This window comes from Brevundimonas sp. (genome assembly GCF_041648615.1).
Lineage (GTDB): Bacteria > Pseudomonadota > Alphaproteobacteria > Caulobacterales > Caulobacteraceae > Brevundimonas.
In genome coordinates this window covers 63,307-82,600 of sequence record NZ_JBAZOS010000005.1, presented here as the reverse complement: position 1 = coordinate 82,600, position 19,294 = coordinate 63,307, and the positions used below count along the sequence as shown (strand labels likewise).

Below are 19,294 nucleotides of genomic sequence, written 5' to 3'. Positions count from 1 at the left end.
AAGTTGCGAGGCGAACACTTTGTTCCGAAGTTTGAATAAAATATCCGTTGAACCTGCAAAAGATATCGCCGCAGCTGTTCAGCCTCGGTTCATGCTGGGTTGGTGCGTGAGGTGAGCAATAGCTCGTCGGGAAGACTGATCTTACCCGCCGATCAGGACCTCCCCGTCGGGGCCGACGCACTTGCGGCTTCGCGGGAACATTTTCCTGCCATCAGCAAGCCATTGTGCCGCGTGATCCCGAAACGGTTGTCAGGCGAACACTTGTCCGATCCGGCGACAGGGCCCCTGCACGGATGGTCTGTTTCAGGGTTCGGGATCGGAGCCCCGGCGTCGAAGGTCGGGGTGAAGGGGAGGATGCAGGGGCCCCAAGCCCCCCTCAGCTTTTCCTGTTCCGAACCAATTCATCGACCACGCCGGGGTCCGCCAGCGTCGACGTATCCCCCAACGCGCCCACATCCCCCTCGGCGATCTTCCGCAATATCCGCCGCATGATCTTGCCCGAGCGGGTCTTCGGCAAACCCGGGGCCCAGTGGATCACGTCGGGGGCGGCGATCGGGCCGATCTCCTTCCTCACATGCGCGACCAGCGCCCGCTTCAGGTCGTCATGCGGTTCGACGCCGGCGTTCAGGGTGACATAGGCGTAGATGCCCTGGCCCTTGATGTCGTGCGGGAAGCCGACCACGGCCGCCTCGGCGACGTCGTCGTGCAGGACCAGCGCGCTCTCGACCTCGGCCGTGCCCATGCGGTGGCCGGAGACGTTGATGACGTCATCGACCCGGCCGGTGATCCAGTAATAGCCATCCTCGTCGCGGCGGCAGCCGTCGCCGGTGAAATACTTGCCCGGATAGGCGCTGAAATAGGTGTCGAAGAAGCGCTGGTGGTCGCCCCAGACGGTGCGCATCTGGCCCGGCCAGCTGTCGGTGATGACCAGATTGCCTGAGGTCGCGCCTTCCAGAACGGCGCCCTCGGCGTCGACCAGTTGAAGGGCGACGCCCGGCAGGGGTCTGGTCGCGGAACCGGGCTTGAGATCCGTCGCGCCCGGCAGCGGCGAAACGAGGATCCCGCCGGTCTCGGTCTGCCACCAGGTGTCGACGATCGGACAGCGGCCTTCGCCGACGACCTCGTGATACCAGCGCCAGGCCTCGGGGTTTATCGGCTCGCCGACGCTGCCCAGCAGGCGCAGGGACTTGCGCGAGGTCGCCTTCACCGGCCCGTCGCCCTCGCGCATCAGGGCCCGGAGCGCGGTCGGGGCGGTGTAGAAAATCTCGACCTTGTGCTTGTCGATCACCTGCCAGAACCGGCTGTGATCGGGATAGTTGGGCACGCCCTCGAACATAAGGGTCGTGGCGCCGTTGGCCAGCGGGCCGTAGACGCAATAACTGTGGCCGGTGACCCAGCCCACGTCGGCGGTGCACCAGAACACCTCGCCCGGGCGATAGTCGAACACCAGCTCGTGCGTCCACGCCGCCCAGAACAGATAGCCGCCCGTGGTGTGCAGCACGCCCTTGGGTTTGCCCGTCGATCCCGAGGTGTAGAGGATGAACAGCGGGTCCTCGGCGTTCATCGGTTCGCAGGGACAGTCGTCGGAGACGCCGTGTTTGGCTTCGCCATAACGGACGTCGCGGCCCTCGACGATCGGGATGTCGGCGTTGGTGTGCGACACGATCAGGACGTGCCTGACCTCGCTTCCGGCCGGGAGCTTCTCCAGCGCCGCGTCGACATTGGCTTTCAAGGGCACGCGCTTGCCGCCGCGCAGCCCCTCGTCGGCGGTGACGACCACCGTCGAGCCGCAGTCCTCGATCCGTCCCGCCAGGCTGTCGGGCGAGAAGCCGCCGAAGACGACAGAGTGAACCGCGCCGATCCGGGCGCAGGCCAGCATGGCGACGGCCGCCGCCGGGATCATCGGCATGTACAGGGTGACGCGGTCGCCCTTCACTACGCCCAGGCCCTTGAGCACATTGGCCATGCGGCAGACTTCGGCGTGGAGCTCGCGATAGGTCAGGCCGCCCGACCGGGTCGGCTCATCGCCTTCCCAGATGATCGCCGTCTCGTCGCCGCGTTCGGCCAGATGCCGGTCGAGGCAGTTCCAGGCGACGTTCAGGACACCGTCGTCGAACCAGCGGATGCGGAAGTCGGCCTTGTCGAACGAGACGTCCTTCATCCGCGTAGGCGGCGTCGTCCAGTCGAGGCGCCGGGCCTGCTCGCCCCAGAAGGCGTCGGGCGTTTCGCCTGCCGCAACGCGCGCCTCCTCATAGCTGGAGGCGTTCATGTGCGCGCGCGCGGCCCATTGGGCGGGAACGGGGTAGAACTCGGAGTCGGTCAAATCGTGTCGGCCTTCAGCCTCTAGAAACCGTATTTTGCAAAGATCTGCAGGCGAGTCAGCTGACCCGAGGCGCCCGATTCCAGTTCGCGCTCACCGAACATCAGTTCAGCACCGAGGTCCAGCGCGGGCAGCGGGGTCCAGATCACGTTGCCGCGCACGCTTTGTGAGGACTTGTTGGCGGCGAGACTGATCAGGGAACGGTCGTTGTCGACGCTCTGGGCGGAGTAGGTGAAGTTCGAACGCCATTGCGGCGTCCAGATGTGCCGATAGCTGGCGAAGCCCGCGATCAGGCCGATGGCCTCCAGCTCGCCGGACGCGTCCAGGACGGCGTCGTTGGCGAAGTTCAGGCCGACGTAGCGACCGATGCCCTCGCCGCCCGAGAGCATGATCCTGAGGTCGTCCTTCTCGCCCACCTTGATTTTGGCCGCCGCCGACAGGCCCCAGCCCATGGTCGAAGAGTCGATCGCGCCGACGCCGGTCGTTTCATAGGCCAGTTGACGCACGATGCCCGCGATCGAAGCCTCGCCCCAGGGCCGCGTCACGGCATAGCGGGCGGTTACGTCCGGCAGGCTGTTGTCGTCGGCTATGATCCGGCTGGCGGCGAGGAAAGGGGTGACGGTGGTTTCGGGGTTCTCGATGGAGATCGAGAACGGACCGCGGGTGTAGCGCACCTGGACCTGGCGGGCGAAGACGGTGCCCTCGCTGGAGCCTATGTAGTCCGCGGTGTCGGGGAGGACGCCGATGTTCTGGAAGTTGCTCCACTCCTGCCCGAACAGCCAGTTGTCGACGGTGACGAAGGCGCGGCGGAGGGACAGGTTGGAGGGACTCGTCGTGCGTTGATCGCCGGCTCCGGGCAGGACCTGGAAGTCCATCTCGATACGGGTCCCGACCTTTCGACCGCCCAGCAATCCCTCGGTGGTCAGCCAGAATCGCGTCTGGCGGGCGTTGAAGTCCGTCGCCGTGCTCTCGTCCGCGCCGCCGATCGGGATCGAGCCCGGGAGGTAGAAGTCGCGCAGCAGATCGCCATTGCCGGGATCGCCGCCGTCGTAGCTGGACGCGATGAAGTCCGCCTTCACGAAGCCGCCGAACTTGACGGTGTTATTGCCGACGCGGAAGCCGTCGGCGGGCGGCGCCGGGGGAGGGGGCGTCGTCGCCGGGGTAGGGGCGGCGGCGACCTGACGATCGAGACGGACGATCTCGGCGTTCTGGGCGGATTGCGCGGCGCGGGAGGCGGCGACGTCGCCCCGCAGTTCAGCGAGCTGGGCTTCCAGCTGCGCGATCCGCGCCTCGAGCGCAGCGGGATCGGACTGGGCGACGCCCACTCCGGGTGCGGCCAGAAGGGCGGCGGCGGCGGCGCCGGCGAGCAGATGAATCTTCATTCGGTGTCCTCCCGGGTTCGTCTGATGCGAACCTCCCGGGGAACAGCTTCCCGGATGCCGCCCGGGTGGGGCCATTAGCCATTGGTCTACTTTCGACGAAAGTCGAACTGCGTCACTATGATCCTGTGGCCCGACGTCGCGGAGCGCGGGCCGCGAAAGGGAAGCAACGCCATGGACCGCATCGTCGTCGCCGACGATCATCCCCTGTTTCGGGCCGCCCTGGGTTCGGCCCTTGCCCGCGCCGCGCCGGGCGCGCTTATCGACGAGTGCGACAGCCTTTCGGGCGCGCGGGCCGCGCTGAAGACGCGCGCCGATCTGTTGCTGCTGGATCTCAAACTGTCCGACTGCGACGGCTTCGCCGGACTGGTCGCGGTGCGCAGCGAATTTCCCGCCGTGCCCGTGGTCGTGGTTTCGGCCAGCGAGGACGCCGCGACGGTCCGGCGCGCCCTGGCCTTCGGGGCGTCGGGCTTCATTCCCAAGTCCGCGCCCCTGGCCGAGATGGTCGACGCCTTGCGCGCCGTCCTCGCGGGAGAGATGGCGGCGCCCGATCTTGGCGAGGACCCGGTTTCGGTCGAGCTGGAGCATCGCATCGCCAGCCTGACTCCCTCCCAGCTCAAGATCCTGACGGGACTTCAGCAGGGACGACTGAACAAGCAGATCGCCTTCGACCTCGGCGTGACGGAGGCGACCATCAAGGCCCACCTGACGGGCGTATTCCGCAAATTGGGCGTCCAGAACCGCACCCAGGCCGTCATCGCCTCGCGGAGCCTGGCGCTGGATCCCGTCGCGGGCTGAGGGTGCTAGAGCGAGCGCCGGCTGAGGAAGGCCTTGAGCGCGGCCGGCTTCAGCGGCTTGGCCAGCAAGGTCGCGCCGGCGGCGGCTGCGCGGGCCGACAGGGTTTCGTCGGCGTCGGCGGTGATCAGGGCGATATGGGTCAGGCCGCGCCGGCGGAGCGCCTCGACGACCGCAAGGCCGTCCGGGCCGTCTCCCAGATGCAGGTCCACCAGGGCGACGTCGAACAAGCCCCCGGCGTCGAGCGCTCCCCGGGCGTCGGCGACGACGGTCGTCAATGCGCCCCATCGCGCCAGAAGGGCCGTCAGGCCTTCCAGGATGGCGGGGTCGTTATCGACGCACAGGACACGAAGGCCGCCGAGGCCGACCGCCATCCTCGTCGGGGCAGTCCTGACCGCCGCCACCGGCGCGGCGCGCGGCGCGGTCACCGCGAAGGTCGAGCCCTTGCCGGGGCGCGACGCCAGCGTCACCGTCTGGCCCATCAACTCGGCGACCTTGCGGACGATGGCCAGGCCGAGACCGGCGCCCGGTTCGTCGCCGGGGTTGGCTGGAAGGCGGACGAACTCGGCGAAGATGGTTTCGCGCTGCGCCGTCGGAACGCCGCGCCCCGTATCGTGAACCTCGAAACGGACCCCCGCGCCATGGCGCCGAACGCCCAGCAGGACGCCGCCGCGATCCGTGTAGCGCACGGCGTTGCCGAGCAAATTCTGCAGCATCGACCGCAGCAGGTCGCGATCGGAGGCGACCCACAGGCTGGACGGGACGACGCTGAAATCCAGGCCGCGGGCTGCGGCGAGGGGAGCGAACTCACGCCGCAGGTCGTCGAACAGGCTCTGGATCGACAGCGGCTCCACGGTCGGACGGACCCCGCCGGCCTCGAGCCGTGAGAGGTTGAGCAGGGCCTTCAGAAGCCGGTGGGCGCTTTCGATCGATCGGTCCGCATTGTCCGCCAGGGCGTGGGGGCCCGGCGCGGACAGGCCCGGCTCTTCCTTCAGGGCGGCGATGAACAGCCGCGCGGCGTGCAGGGGCTGGAGCAGGTCGTGGCTGGCCGCCGCGAGGTAGCGGGTCTTGGAGGCGGTGGCGTCCTCGGCCATGCGTTTGGCCTCTGCGAGCCGTTCGGTGCGGTCGGCGACCCGGGCCTCCAGCCGTTCGTTCGCCTCTTCCAGCGCCTCGGCGGCCCGGCGCAGGGCGGTGATGTCGGTATAGCTGGTGACATAGCCGCCCCCCGACATGGGCGTGCCGGTCGAGCGCAGCACGCGGCCGTTCGGCTGGATGCGCTCGTAGACATGGGGTTCGCGCCGGCGCAGGGCCTCCAGCCGGCGCTCGACCCAGGCGTCGACGTCGCCCGCCACCTCGCCCCGCTCGGCGTTCAGGCGATAGATGGAGGCCACCGGCTGGCCGACGTGGACGAAGCCCGCGGGCAGGTCGAACAGCGCCACATAGCGGGCGTTCCAGGCGATCAAACGGAGGTCGGCGTCGACCACGCTCACGCCCTGATCGATGTTGTCCAGGGTCGCCTGCAGAAGCTCGCGGTTGAACTGGACCGCCTGCGATGCCTCGTCGAGCATGCGAACGACATCTTCCGGCGCGCGCCCGCCGCCGGCCAGGGCGGCGGAGATGACCCGACGGGCTGAGGAGGCGCCGACGGCGCCGGCCAGCATGCGTTCGGCCGCCCGCGCCAGCCCCGCGTCGGCGGGGTCGTTGTCCTTCAGCACGTGTCCCGTCTCCCGCCCCAGGGCGTCGAATGCGCGCATGGCGCCCGCCTCGCCGACGAAGCGCGCGACCAGGGTCTTGAGGTCGCCGACCAGGGCGCCGGCCGGGGCCGGGTTCGGTTCGCGCCAGTCGGGACTGAGGCGGTCGACGAAGGCGCGCGCCTGGACCCGGTCGATCAGGCGGGGGCTGACGAGGCGAGAGACGCTGACATAGATGGCGGTGTTGACCAGAAGGCTCAGGAAGACGCCCAGCGGCAGGGTGTCTTTCAGGCCGAACGGGGTCGGATCGGCCAGGCCCATCGACGACCCGACCTGCGGCCAGGCCAGCAGCACCAGCCAGATCGCCGTCCCGGCCACGATCCCCGCGAAGGCTCCGCGTGCATGACCGTCGCGCCACAGGACGGCTCCGAACAGCGCCGGGGCCAGCTGCGCCAGGGCGGCGAAGGACGTCAGGCCGATGGAGGCCAGTCCGCTGGACCGGTCCATGGCCTGAAAATACAGCCAGGCCAGAAACAGGACGGCGCAAATGACCACACGCCGGACCTGGAGGATCGCGCCGGCCATGTCGGACCCGTCCTCGCGGGCGCGCCAGCGATCCCGGGCCACCAGCGGCAGGATCAGGCTGTTCGAGGCCATGGCCGAAAGGGCGACCGTCTCGACGATGACCATGGCGGTCGCGGCCGAGAAACCGCCGACGAAGACGATGGCGGTGAGCAGGCCTCCGCCATGGCTGAACGGGAGGTCCAGGACGAAAAGGTCCGGATTGGAAATGCCGGAGAACAGTCCGCCCGCGGCCAGCAGGGGGATGACCGCGAGACTGGTGATCAGCAGGTAGATCGGGAAGACCCAGCGCGCCCGCCGGATGTCCGCCGGCGCCGCCCCCTCGACGAACGCCACATGGAACTGCCGGGGCAGACAGAAGATCGCCAGGGTCGACAGCAGCGTGATGGCGATGAAGCGGCCATCAAGGTCGGGAAGGACGGCCAGGCGGCCGAGGCTGGCCTTGAGATCCGCGCCGTCCGGTGCGCCGAGGATTAACACCGTGGCGAAGCCCGCCACGGCCACCAGGGCCGCCAGTTTCACCACCGACTCCAGGGCGATAGCCTGGATCAGGCCGCGGTTATGATCGGTCAGGTCGGCCCGGCGCGCGCCGAACAGGATGGTGAATCCGGCCAGCACCACGGCCACGCCCGTGACCGTCAGGCCCTCTGATCCGGCGACGGGCGTCCCGGCCATGACCAGGGCCCAGGCCATCGCCAGCGACTTCAACTGTAGCGCGATATAGGGAAGGGAGCCGATTATGGCGACGCAGGCGACCAACGCGCCGAGCCCCTGGCTCTTGCCATATCGCGACGAGATGAAGTCGGCGATCGACCCCACGTTCTCGCGACGGGCCGCGGCCGCGATGCGGCGCCAGATCGGGAACAGAACGACGATGCCGACCGCGGGTCCGATGTAGATCGGCAGATACTCCCACCCGTTCCGCGCCGCCGTCCCCACGGCGCCGTAGTAGGTCCAGGAGGTGCAGTAGATCGCCAGGGACAGGGCGTAGGCCCAGGACCCCAGCCGGCCCGGCTGTCCTCGAAGGGCCCGACGCTCGCTGCGCCAGGCCACCACGAACAGCACCGCCATATAGGCGGCCACCATCGACAGGATCACCAGGCTGAGCATCGGATCTATCTAGAAAGGGTCCAGGCCGTCCCCGCAAGGTTGAGGGGCGGACCAACCGTCGCCGGTCGATCCGCCCCCCAATCTCGGCCTGACACAGCAGGATCAGGCGTTGATGTCGACGTCCTTGCCTTCCTTGACCAGCAGGAAGCCCAGCACGACCGTCGCGACGGCGACGATGATCGGGTACCAGAGGCCGTAGAAGATGTTGCCGGTCGCCGCGACCATGGCGAAGGCCGTGGTCGGCAGGAACCCGCCGAACCAGCCGTTGCCGATGTGATAGGGCAGCGACATCGAGGTGTAGCGGATGTTGGTCGGGAACATCTCGACCAGGGCCGCGGCGATCGGGCCGTAAACCATGGTCACATAGAAGCCGAGGATGAACAGGATCAGCACGACCATCGGCTTGTTGACCTGGGCGCTGTCGGCCTTGGCGGGGTAGCCGGCGGCCGTCAGGGCTTCGCCCAGCCCGGTCTCCCAGGTCTTCTTCTGCGCGGCGAAGTCGGCGGCGGGCAGGGCGTCGCCCCGGAAGCTGGGAACGACGGCGCTGTCTCCGATGCGGACCTCGGCCACCGTCCCGGCCGGGGCCGCGACGTTGGTGTAGTTGATGCCCGCCTTGGCGACATAGGATTTTGCCAGGTCGCAGGACTGGTTGAACACCGTCTTGCCCACGGGGTCGAACTGAAGGTTACAGTCGGCCGGATCGGCGTAGATGGTCACGGGCTGAGATTCCGTGGCCTCGGCCAGCGCCGGGTTGGCGGCGTGGGTCAGGGCCTGGAACAGCGGGAAATAGGTAATCGCCGCGATCAGGCAGCCGGCGAGGATGATCGGCTTGCGTCCCACCTTGTCCGACAGCCAGCCCCAGAAGACGAAGAAGGGCGAGGCCAGCAGAAGGGCGATGGCCAGCAGGATATAGACCAGGGTGGCATCGACCTTCATCACCCGTTCGAGGAAGAACAGGGCGTAGAACTGGCCCGTGTACCAGATCACGGCCTGGCCGGCGGTCAGACCCACAAGGGCGATGATCACCAGTTTCAGATTCGGCCATTTGAGGAAGGAATCGGTGAGCGGGGCCGACGAGCCTTTCCCTTCCTCCTTCATGCGCTTGAAGGACGGGCTTTCGGCCAGTTTCAGCCTGATCCAGAGCGACACGCCCAGCAGCAGGATCGACACCAGGAACGGAATCCTCCAGCCCCAGGACGTGAAGGCCTCTTCACCGACCGCCAGGCGCACGCCCAGGATGACCAGCAGGCTGAGAACCAGTCCTGCGGTGGCGGTGATCTGGATGAAGGACGTGTAGTAGCCTCGCTTGCCGTGCGGGGCGTGCTCCGCGACATAGGTCGCGGCTCCCCCGTACTCGCCGCCCAGGGCCAGGCCCTGGATCAGTCGCATGGCCACGAGGATGATCGGGGCCGCGAGGCCGATGGCGGCGTAGGACGGCAGAAGGCCGACCACGAAGGTCGACAGCCCCATCAGCATCATGGTCACCAGGAAGGTGTTCTTGCGTCCCCACAGGTCGCCGAGGCGGCCGAAGAAGACGGCGCCGAACGGGCGGACGGCGAACCCGGCCGCAAAGGCCATCAGGGCGAAGATGTAGCCGGTGGTCTCGTTCACGCCCGAGAAAAATTGGGCCGTGATGATCGCGGCGAGCGAGCCGTACAGATAGAAATCGTACCACTCGATCACGGTGCCGACGGATGACGCAAGGATCACAAGGCGGTCGTTCCTGTCGACCGTGTGTTCCGGTTCAACCGGCGCGCCGATGGCGCTGTCTGTCATTGTCTAGCCTCCCAACCTCGCCGTTTTCGGCTGTTTTCGCGCGTCGCTGAAGCGAACGTCCGGGCGACACTGACAGCCGGGCCCGGGAGTGCAGAGAGCGACTTTGGTCGAAGGCGATGCGAACCCGCGTGAGGGGACGGCTACGGTCCGCTGGCCGGGACGCGAGACCTGCGTGCTCGGCGTTCATGCAGGCGGGATAATTGCTGCAACTGCGAGCGAATCTGAGTCCGGCGCACGAAAAGATGTCCAGCAAATCAATTTATACGAAACTAACTTGCCGAAATTGCGAGATTTTCCTCCACGAGGGCAAATATTATTCCCGAAACGCTGTTAACCCACTTGCCTGTTTCGCAAATGCGATAAACATTTCGCATCTGCGTAATCGTCTTTTGGGGGATCAAATGACACGACTTCGTATTGGGCTTGCAGGGGCCTTGTCCCTCGCGTTGAGCGGCCTGGCCGGCCAGGCCGCGGCCGCTGTTCCGGCGGAACCGGCCCTTCTGGCGCACCAGGCGACTCTCGCCCTGGATGGCGCGGCCACGGCCTGGATCCTGACGGCCACGGCGCTGGTTCTGCTCATGACCCTGCCGGGGCTGGCCCTGTTCTATGGCGGCATGGTCCGGCGCAAGAACGTCATCGCCACCATCACCCAGTCGCTGGGCGTGGCCTCGGTGGTGACCCTTGCGTGGTTCATCGCGGGCTACAGTCTGTCTTTCGGCGTCGGCCAGCCGATCGGCGCCTACTCCGGCGACGAGGTCCAGAGCTACATCGGCTCGCTCCAGGCGCTGTTCCTGAACGGCGTCACCCCGACCACGGCCCACAGCCTCGCTCCGGGTCTCCCGGAATATCTCTGGATCGCCTACCAGCTGACCTTCGCCATCATCACCCCGGCGCTGATCGCGGGCGCCTTCGCGGAGCGGATCAAATACTCGGGCCTGCTGCTGTTCACCGGCCTGTGGACCCTGCTGGTCTATGCGCCGATCTGTCACTGGGTCTGGGGCGGGGGCTTCCTTGGCGCGGCAGGGGTGCTGGATTTCGCGGGCGGCGCCGTGGTGCACGTCAATGCGGGCGTGGCCGGTCTGGTCTGCGCCATCTTCCTCGGGGCGCGGAAAGGCTACGGCAAGGAAACCATCGTCGCCCACAATCCGGTCCTGACCATGATCGGCGCCTGCCTGCTGCTGGTGGGCTGGATCGGCTTCAACGCCGGCTCGGCCTGGACCGCCGACTCGATCGCGTCCGTCGCCCTCCTCAACACCATTCTGGCCGCCATGGCCGGCTCCCTGACCTGGAAGATCGTCGAGGTGATGGAGAAGCGTAAGCCGTCCCTGATCGGCGTGCTGTCCGGTCTGATCGCCGGTCTGGTCGCCATCACCCCCGCGGCGGGCCTGGTCGATCCCAAGGGCGCGGTGATCATCGGTCTGGCCTCGGGCCCGGTCTGCTATGCGGCCTCGGTCTGGATCAAGAAGCTGCTGCGCTATGACGACAGCCTGGACGCCTTCGGCATCCACGGCGCCGGCGGCATCCTGGGCGCGCTCCTGACCGGCGTCTTCGCCTCGGCGGCCGTCAATGGCGTGGCCGAGGGGGCGACGATCGCCAAACAGGCCTGGGGGCTGGGCGTTACCATCGGCTGGAGCGCCGTGGCCACCTTCCTGATCCTGATCGTCTGCAAGTTCACCACCGGCCTGCGCGTCACAGCCGCACAGGAGGCCGAGGGGCTGGACGGGCATCTGCACGGCGAGGTGATGGAGGGCGTCTGATCACCAGCGACAGGCGGCGCGGAGCCTCCCCTCCGCGCCGCCGCCCAGTAGGCATGACGCTCCAATAACCATCGACAACAGGGGATACGAAGATGAGAACTGCTTTCGCCTGCGCGGCCTTGATGGCCGCCCTTCTGACCGCCGGGGCCGCCAGCGCCCAGTCCGCGCCCGAGGTGGCGTGGAACGTCGGCGTGGTCAGCGACTATGTCTTCCGCGGCTACACCCAGACTGACGAGGAGCCGGCCATCCAGGGCGGCGTCGACGCCACGATCGGGTCCTTCTACGTCGGCGCCTGGGCTTCCAATGTCGACTTCGGCGACGACACCGACGCCGAGGTCGACATCTATGGCGGCTATCGCGGCGAGGCGGGGGGCTTCGCCTTCGACGTCGGGGTGGTCGGCTACGGCTATGTCAACGCGCCGGACGGAGCCGACTATGACTATCTGGAGCTCAAGGCGGCAGCGTCGCGCGCCATCGGCCCGGCGACGTTCGGCGCCGCGATCTACTGGTCGCCGGACTTCTTCGGACTGGACGAGGAGGCGACCTACGCCGAGGTCAACACCGCCTTCGCCCCGGCCGACAGGTGGACCGTATCGGCGGCGGTCGGCCGGCAGTGGCTGGACGTGAACGACGACTATGCGACCTGGAACGTCGGGGTCGGCTACGCCGTCACCGAGCATGTGGCGATCGATGTCCGCTATCATGACACGGACGTCGACGGGCCGCTGTCGGACAGCCGGGCCGTCGCCGGAATCAAATTCCTGTTCTGATGCGACGCACAAGGCGAGCTGGTCGGACGTTGCGGATATGCGCGTCCGACCGGTTTGTTTTTGCGCAATCAAAGGCGCGGATTGCATATCTTGCACGGAAGTTGCCACGTCGCCTTCCTGACCCTAAGTCTTGATGCAACAGCGAAGGGATCGATGTGGCGTCCGTGAACCAGACTTTCGTGGTCACTCCGAGGACCGGCCCGGCCAAGGCCGCGGCCGCCGATCGCGTGCGCGGCTTCGACGAAATCTATGCGGACTTCAGCGTCGCCGCCGGGACGGTGCAGTCCAGCCGCTGCGCCCAGTGCGGGGTGCCCTTCTGTCAGACCGGCTGCCCCTTGCAGAACAACATTCCCGACTGGCTGAAGCTGGCCGCCGAGGGCCGGGCCGAAGAGGCCTGGCGGCAGGCGGCCGCGACCTCGACCCTCCCCGAAATCTGCGGCCGCATCTGTCCGCAGGACCGGTTGTGCGAGGGGGCCTGCACCCTTGAGCAGGCGGGCTGGGAAACAGTGACCATCGGCTCGGTCGAGCGCTGGCTTGGCGACATGGCGTTCGAGAACGGCTGGGTCGATCCGATCCGGCCGCGGATGGAACGCGGCGCCTCGGTGGGGATCGTCGGCGCCGGGCCCGCCGGCATGGCGGCGGCGGACCGGCTGCGGTCGGCGGGTTATGCGGTGACCGTCTATGACCGACATGATCGCGCGGGCGGCCTTCTGACCTATGGGATCCCCGGTTTCAAGCTGGAGAAACACGTCGTCCAGCGCCGCCTCGACCGGTTGGCCGAGGGCGGGGTCGAGTTCCGGCTGGGCGTCGATGTCGGCGGCGATCTGCCCTTCGCCGAGGTGCGCGCGGCTCATGACGCCGTGCTGGTGGCGACGGGGGTCTATCAGGCGCGGCGGCTGACGGCGCCGGGCTGCGGCTCCGACGGCGTCGTCGCGGCGCTGGACTATCTGATCGCCTCGAACCGCAAGGGATTCGGCGACGCCGTGCCCGCCTTTGACGACGGCGGCCTGAATGCTTCTGGCAAGCGGGTGGTGGTGATCGGCGGCGGCGACACGGCGATGGACTGCGTCCGCACCGCCATCCGTCAGGGCGCGACTTCCGTCACCTGTCTGTATCGCCGCGACCGCGACAACATGCCGGGCAGCGCGCGCGAGGTCGCCAACGCCGAGGAGGAGGGCGTGGTGTTCGAATGGCTGGCCGCGCCGCGCGCCGTGCTGGGCGAGGCCGAGCGGGTCAGCGGCGTGCGGGCCCAGCGGATGGCTCTGGCCGCCCGCTCCGGGGACGGCCGCTCGAGCGTCGAGCCGGTTCCGGGCGGGGAGTTCGATGTGGCCGCCGATCTGGTGATCGAGGCCCTGGGTTTCGATCCGGAGGATATGCCCGGACTGTTCCAAGAGCCCGATCTGGCCCTGACCGAATGGCGCACGATCCGGACGGCGGGTCAGACGAAGGCGACGACGCTGGACGGCGTGTTCGCCGCCGGCGACATCGTGCGCGGGGCGTCGCTGGTGGTCTGGGCGGTGAGGGACGGGCAGGATGCGGCGGCCGAAATCGACGCCTGGCTGACCAGCCGCGAGCGGGCGGCGGCATGACCTTCGATCCCGAACAATACGAGCGCGACCGTCAGCGCCTGATCGACGGCCATGCCTATGATCCCGCCTCGGAGCGGGACGCCTGCGGCGTGGGTCTGGTCGCCGCTATCGACGGCCAGCCGCGGCGTGAGGTGGTCGACCTGGCCCTCAAGGCGTTGAAGGCCGTCTGGCATCGCGGGGCCGTCGACGCCGACGGCAAGTCAGGCGACGGCGCGGGAATCCTGATCGGCCTGCCGCGCGCCTTCTTCGAGGCCCAGGTGCGCGACGCCGGCCACGCGCCGCGGCCCGGTCCGATCGCCGTGGGAATGGTCTTCCTGCCCCGCGTCGATCTCGGCGCCCAGGAGCGGGCCCGCACCATCGTCGAACGGGAGGTGATGGCGGCGGGCTTCTGGCTCTACGGCTGGCGCCAGGTGCCGACGGATGTCGCCGTACTGGGCGAGCGGGCGGCGGCGACGCGGCCCGAGGTCGAGCAGATCATGCTCAGCCCGCCGGACGGGCTGGAGGGCGAGGCACTGGAGCGGGCCCTGTACCTGCTGCGCCGCCGGATCGAGGCGCGGGCGACGGCGGCGGGCCTGCAGCATTTCTACGTCTGCTCGCTGTCGGCCCGGTCGGTCATCTACAAGGGCATGATGCTGGCCCAGGCGCTGGCGGACTTCTATCCCGACCTGAACGACCCGCGGGTCGAGGCCAATGTGGCCCTGTTCCATCAACGCTATTCGACCAACACCTTCCCCGAATGGCGGCTGGCGCAGCCGTTCCGGATGCTGGCCCACAATGGCGAGATCAACACCCTGCGCGGCAACGCCAGCTGGATGCGCAGCCACGAAATCCGCATGACCGCCGAAGCCTTCGGCGCCGACGACGCCACGGTCAAGCCGGTGATCCAGGCCGGGGGCTCGGACTCGGCCGCGCTGGACAATGTGTTCGAGGTGCTGGTCCGCGCCGGCCGTCCCGCCCCCATGGTCAAGGCCCTGTTGATGCCCGAGGCGCCGATCGAGGGCGTCATCTCCGACGACCATCGCGCCCTCTACGCCTATTGCAACGCCGTCATGGAGCCGTGGGACGGGCCCGCCGCGATCTGCGCCACCGACGGCCGGTGGGTGGTGGCGGGCAAGGACCGCAACGGCCTGCGCCCCCTGCGCGTCGCCGAGACGGTCGATGGCCTGCTGATCTGCGGATCCGAAGTCGGCATGACCGGCGTCGCCGACGAACGGATCAAGCGGCGTCTCCACATCGGCGGCGGCCGGATGATCTCCGTCGATCTGGAGGCGGGCGTTCTTTATGACGAGACACAGACGGTCGATCGGCTGGCCGGGGCGCTGCCCTATCGTCAGTGGCTGTCGAACATGGTCGAGCTGGAGCCGCGGATCGGCCCCGGACCGGAACCCAGGCGCCTGTCCGGCGAGGCCCTGACCCGGTTCCAGTCCGCAGTTGGCTGGACCCAGGAAGACATCGACGTCGTGCTGGATTCCATGGCGGGCGAGGGCAAGGAGGCCGTGGCCTCCATGGGCGACGACACGCCTCCCGCGGTGCTGTCGCATCAGGACCGGCCCTTCGCCCACTATTTCCGGCAGGCCTTCGCCCAGGTCACCAATCCGCCGATCGACTCGCTGCGCGAGGCCGGCGCGATGAGCCTGAGGACCCGGTTCAAGAACCTGGGCAACATCCTCGCCCAGGACGAAACCCAGACGAAGGTCTTCGTGCTGGACAGTCCGGTGCTGACGACCGGCATGTACGAGCGGATGCTGGACGTCGTCGGGGCCGGGGCGACCACCGTGGTCGACTGCACCTTCCCGGCCGGAGAGGGCGCCCTGAAGGTCGCGCTCGACCGCATCCAGGCCGAGGCGGTCGCGGCGGCCCGCGGCGGAGCGGGGTTGATCGTCCTCACCGACGAACGGGCGGACGAGGACCGACCGCTGATCCCGATGATCCTCGCCACCGCCGCCGTGCATGGTCGGCTGGTGGACGAGGGGTTGCGCACCTATTGCTCCCTGGTGGTGCGGGCGGCCGAGGCGATCGACGCCCACGCCTTCGCCGTGCTGGTCGGCGTCGGCGCCACCGCCGTCAACGGCTGGCTGGCGCAGGAAAGTTTTCTCGAACGGCTGGAGAGCGGGCGCTATCCCGGCCTGACCCTTCGCGACGCCTGCCTGAACTACAAGGCGGCGGTCGAGGCGGGGTTGATGAAAATCCTCGCCAAGAAGGGGATCTCGGTCATCTCCGCCTATCGCGGGGCTTGCGAATTCGAGGGTCTGGGTCTGTCACGCGCCCTGGTCGCCGAATATTTCCCCGGCATGACCTCGCGCATCTCCGGCATCGGTTTGGCGGGGCTGGAGGCCCAGTCGATCCGGAAGGCCGAGCGAGGCTTTGGCGCCTGGCGGCCGGCGTTGCGCATCGGCGGCTCGCATCGGATCCGGGCCGGAGAGGAGACTCACGGCTGGGACGCCGAGCTGATCCACCGGCTGCAGGATGCGACGACCCGCGGCGACTATGGGCGGTTCAAGGCCTACTCCCGCCGGGTTCGCGACCTGCCTTCAACGGCGCTGCGGGATCTGCTGGATTTCCGCGAGACTGTCCCGGTCGCCGTCGACGAGGTCGAGAGCGTCAACGACATCCGCCGGCGGTTCGTCACGCCCGGCATGTCGCTGGGGGCCCTGTCTCCCGAGGCGCACGAGACGCTGAACATCGCCATGAACCGCATCGGAGCCCGCTCGGTCTCCGGCGAGGGCGGCGAGGACCCCGAGCGCTACACGCCGCGCGCCAATGGGGACAACGCCAACAGCGCGGTGAAGCAGATCGCCTCCGGGCGGTTCGGGGTGACGACGGAATATCTGAACCAGTGCAGGGAGATAGAGATCAAGGTCGCCCAAGGTGCAAAGCCGGGTGAAGGCGGACAACTGCCCGGTTTCAAGGTGACGGAATTCATCGCCCGCATGCGGCATTCGACGCCGGGCGTGGGCCTGATCAGCCCGCCGCCGCACCACGACGTCTATTCGATCGAGGACCTGGCCCAGCTGATCTACGACCTGAAGCAGGTCAATCCGGACGCGCGGGTGACGGTGAAACTGGTGTCCCAGTCCGGCATCGGGGCGGTCGCGGCGGGGGTGGCCAAGGCCAAGGCCGACATCATCCTGATCTCCGGGCACAACGGCGGCACGGGCGCCTCGGCGCTGGGCTCGATCAAGCACGCCGGGATGCCGTGGGAGTTGGGCCTGTCCGAAGCGCATCAGGTGCTGAGTCTGAACGGCTTGCGCGGCCGGGTGCGGTTGCGCACCGACGGCGGGCTGCGGACGGGACGGGATATCGTCATCGCGGCCATGCTGGGCGCCGAGGAGTTCGGCATCGGGACAGCGTCGCTCGTGGCCGTGGGCTGCCTGATGGTGCGTCAGTGCCATTCAAACACCTGCCCGGTCGGGGTCTGCGTCCAGGACGAGCGGTTGCGGGCCATGTTCACGGGCACGCCCGAGAAGGTCGTGAACCTGTTCAGTTTCATCGCCGAGGAAACGCGCGAGGTGCTGGCTTCTCTGGGCCTGCGGTCGCTGGACGAGGCTGTTGGGCGGACGGACCTGCTGCGCCAGGTGTCACGCGGCGACGCCCATCTGGACGATCTGGATCTCAACCCCCTGCTCATGCGGGTCGGGGAGGGCGACGTGCGCTGCGCCGAGCCGCCCTGGAACGCCGTGCCGGATACGCTTGACGCACGGGTTGTCGAGGACGCGACCCGCTTCCTCGAGCGGCGCGAGAAGATGCAGCTGACCTATGCGGTGACCAACACCCAGCGCGCCATCGGCGCCCGGATTTCGTCGCATATCGTGCGGCGATACGGGTCGACCCTGCCCCCTGGCCACCTGACGCTGAAGCTGCGGGGAGCGGCCGGTCAGTCGCTGGCCGCGTGGGGAATCGCCGGCCTGCGCATCGAACTGGACGGCGAAGCGAACGACTATGTGGCCAAGGGTCTGTCAGGCGCGGAGGTCATCGTGCGTCCGTCCGCCTGGGCCGCCGGAGAAGCGTTGATCGGAAACACCTGCCTGTACGGCGCCACCTCGGGCGCCCTGTTCGCGGCGGGCGCGGCGGGCGAGCGGTTCGCGGTCAGGAACTCCGGCGCCACCGCCGTGGTCGAGGGCTGCGGCGCGCATGGCTGCGAATACATGACGGGCGGGACGGTGGTGATTCTCGGTTCGACGGGCTGGAACTTCGGCGCCGGAATGTCGGGCGGCGAAGCCTTCATCCATGATCCGGACGGCACGGCGCATGTGCGTTGCAACGGCGAGTCGGTTGTTGACGGCGCTGTGACGGGCGAGGCGGCGACGCGGCTTTGGACGCTGGTCGCGCGGCATGCGGCCGAAACACGGTCTCCCCTCGCCCTGCGCCTGCTCGAACTGTGGCCGGTCGCGCTCGGCCACTTCCGTCACATCCTGCCGCGCGCCGAGCGACAGGCGTCCGCCAGCGCCCGACGCGCCTGACGATTCAATCCGTGAAGCCGAGAGAAAATCTCAGCGACCTGAGTTCTTCCACCATCGTCAGGCCTGCGGCCTGACCGGTCTGACCGTGCACGAGGGTCAAGGCGCGCAGGTGAAGACGTAGCGCATCCGTGTGCCATATCCCCCGGCTGATCAGGCCGTCGAGCATGACGCAGATCCCGCGGGCGACGGCGCCGACGGCGTCCATTCCGGCCGCCTCAGCCACCTCGGCGATATTCATCGCCGGCTCTCCGATGGCCTGACACCCGCCGAACAGCGCCTCCTCGGGCTGTTCGGCGTAGGCGGCGAGGACTGCGACCTTGCCGGCCACGAAAGCGCCGATACGGTCAGCGAGGAGCGCGACCCGCGCATCGGCATCCGACACCAGGCTGTCGACCGTTGGCCCGTCCTTCGAAAGCAGGGCCTCCGAAATGCGATTCCTGACCGCGTAAACCCGCGCTTCGCTCATGGCCTCTCCTAACCGAACAGCGCCGAAATATCGTCCTGGGACATGGCCCGCTCCGGGTCGTCGACCAGGGCGAGCGCGTCTCTCCGACGCTCGGGGTTCTCGGGCGACAGCGGGACAGTCCTGATCCGGCGATCTGGTCCGCAATAGCCGTCTGACTCAACGAACTGACGGGTGTCCCGCGCGATCCATTCGATGCGGCTCAGCAAGACCCCCGGCGCGACCGGCTTCCTCACAATCATGTTGGCGCCGGCGTCGCGGGCCTGAATGACCATGTGCTCAGGCGTGTAGCCGTGCAGGATAAGAATCGGCGCCGTATGATTGGGCAGGGATGGTTCCGACCGGATATGGCGGGCCAGCTGAAGGCCGTCCTCTTCCGGCATCGCGAAGTCGATGAGGATCAGGTCAAATCTCTCGCGGGCGACAAGGGATCGGGCCTCGTCGGCGGACTGACAGGATCTCAGCTTGCCCAGCCGGAAACCCGAGAGAATCTGCGAGAGGAGTTCCAGCGATTGGGGGTTGTCGTCGACGACCAAAGCTGTGGTCTTGCGCAAGTCCAGCCGGATGCCGAATGCCGCCATGGTTGCGTTCGCTCCCTCTAC

11 protein-coding genes are annotated in these 19,294 nt (G+C 68.1%); 5 read left to right on the top strand and 6 right to left on the bottom strand.

The genetic code is table 11. The features are described 5' to 3' along the window. Positions 1-376: 376 nt before the first annotated feature. Together acs and WC555_RS04080 are read right to left on the bottom strand one after the other, a co-directional pair. On the bottom strand, positions 377-2,269 hold the full coding sequence (gene acs / locus WC555_RS04085; RefSeq protein ID WP_373251448.1) for an acetate--CoA ligase: 1,893 nt from the start codon (positions 2,267-2,269) through the stop codon (positions 377-379). Between the two features lie 74 nt (positions 2,270-2,343). Beyond that, positions 2,344-3,702 carry a DcaP family trimeric outer membrane transporter gene (locus WC555_RS04080; protein ID WP_373251367.1) on the bottom strand — a complete coding sequence of 453 codons (1,359 nt, stop codon included), beginning with the start codon at positions 3,700-3,702 and terminating at the stop codon, positions 2,344-2,346. A gap of 171 nt (positions 3,703-3,873) precedes the next feature. Here WC555_RS04080 and WC555_RS04075 point away from each other — a divergent pair, with 171 nt between their 5' ends. After that, positions 3,874-4,497, top strand: a complete 624-nt coding sequence (locus tag WC555_RS04075) for a response regulator (RefSeq protein WP_373251365.1) — start codon at positions 3,874-3,876, stop codon at positions 4,495-4,497. 5 nt (positions 4,498-4,502) lie between these two features. On the opposite strand, the gene WC555_RS04070 is transcribed toward WC555_RS04075, so the two are convergent. Then, positions 4,503-7,877: a PAS-domain containing protein gene (locus WC555_RS04070; RefSeq protein ID WP_373251362.1), complete on the bottom strand. Its 3,375-nt coding sequence runs from the start codon at positions 7,875-7,877 to the stop codon at positions 4,503-4,505. Between the two features lie 102 nt (positions 7,878-7,979). Beyond that, a complete protein-coding gene (locus tag WC555_RS04065; RefSeq protein WP_373251361.1) occupies positions 7,980-9,653 on the bottom strand; it encodes an MFS transporter in 1,674 nt (557 codons plus the stop codon). A gap of 401 nt (positions 9,654-10,054) precedes the next feature. Between WC555_RS04065 and WC555_RS04060 the strand changes: the two genes are divergently transcribed. The 4 genes from WC555_RS04060 to gltB all read left to right on the top strand — a co-directional run bounded on the left by WC555_RS04060 (position 10,055) and on the right by gltB (position 18,229). Then, positions 10,055-11,410: an ammonium transporter gene (locus WC555_RS04060; protein ID WP_373251360.1), complete on the top strand. Its 1,356-nt coding sequence runs from the start codon at positions 10,055-10,057 to the stop codon at positions 11,408-11,410. A gap of 92 nt (positions 11,411-11,502) precedes the next feature. Next, complete coding sequence (locus tag WC555_RS04055; protein WP_373251358.1) at positions 11,503-12,180, top strand: TorF family putative porin; 678 nt, start codon at positions 11,503-11,505, stop codon at positions 12,178-12,180. A 155-nt stretch (positions 12,181-12,335) separates the two neighbouring features. Further along, positions 12,336-13,769, top strand: coding sequence for an NAD(P)-dependent oxidoreductase (locus tag WC555_RS04050; RefSeq protein ID WP_373251356.1), 1,434 nt, complete (start codon positions 12,336-12,338; stop codon positions 13,767-13,769). Further along, entirely contained in the window at positions 13,766-18,229 is a 4,464-nt protein-coding gene (gltB, locus tag WC555_RS04045; RefSeq protein WP_373251355.1) for a glutamate synthase large subunit, read from the top strand. Before WC555_RS04050 ends, gltB begins: the two co-directional genes overlap by 4 nt. A 4-nt stretch (positions 18,230-18,233) precedes the next feature. Here gltB and WC555_RS04040 read toward each other — a convergent pair whose 3' ends face one another. Both WC555_RS04040 and WC555_RS04035 read right to left on the bottom strand, forming a co-directional pair. Beyond that, the gene (locus tag WC555_RS04040) at positions 18,234-18,695 is read right to left on the bottom strand and encodes a hypothetical protein (RefSeq protein WP_373251353.1); all 462 of its coding nucleotides are present in this window, start codon (positions 18,693-18,695) and stop codon (positions 18,234-18,236) included. Between the two features lie 8 nt (positions 18,696-18,703). Beyond that, complete coding sequence (locus WC555_RS04035) at positions 18,704-19,273, bottom strand: response regulator (protein ID WP_373251351.1); 570 nt, start codon at positions 19,271-19,273, stop codon at positions 18,704-18,706. Between the last annotated feature and the right edge of the window lie 21 nt (positions 19,274-19,294).

Excerpts from the sequence above, each read along its gene's own strand:
- acs (WP_373251448.1), bottom strand. The coding sequence starts at position 2,269 with ATGAACGCCTCCAGCTATGAGGAGGCGCGCGTTGCGGCAGGCGAAACG.
- WC555_RS04080 (WP_373251367.1), bottom strand. The coding sequence starts at position 3,702 with ATGAAGATTCATCTGCTCGCCGGCGCCGCCGCCGCCGCCCTTCTGGCC.
- WC555_RS04075 (WP_373251365.1), top strand. The coding sequence starts at position 3,874 with ATGGACCGCATCGTCGTCGCCGACGATCATCCCCTGTTTCGGGCCGCC.
- WC555_RS04070 (WP_373251362.1), bottom strand. The coding sequence starts at position 7,877 with ATGCTCAGCCTGGTGATCCTGTCGATGGTGGCCGCCTATATGGCGGTG.
- WC555_RS04065 (WP_373251361.1), bottom strand. The coding sequence starts at position 9,653 with ATGACAGACAGCGCCATCGGCGCGCCGGTTGAACCGGAACACACGGTC.
- WC555_RS04060 (WP_373251360.1), top strand. The coding sequence starts at position 10,055 with ATGACACGACTTCGTATTGGGCTTGCAGGGGCCTTGTCCCTCGCGTTG.
- WC555_RS04055 (WP_373251358.1), top strand. The coding sequence starts at position 11,503 with ATGAGAACTGCTTTCGCCTGCGCGGCCTTGATGGCCGCCCTTCTGACC.
- gltB (WP_373251355.1), top strand. The coding sequence starts at position 13,766 with ATGACCTTCGATCCCGAACAATACGAGCGCGACCGTCAGCGCCTGATC.
- WC555_RS04040 (WP_373251353.1), bottom strand. The coding sequence starts at position 18,695 with ATGAGCGAAGCGCGGGTTTACGCGGTCAGGAATCGCATTTCGGAGGCC.
- WC555_RS04035 (WP_373251351.1), bottom strand. The coding sequence starts at position 19,273 with ATGGCGGCATTCGGCATCCGGCTGGACTTGCGCAAGACCACAGCTTTG.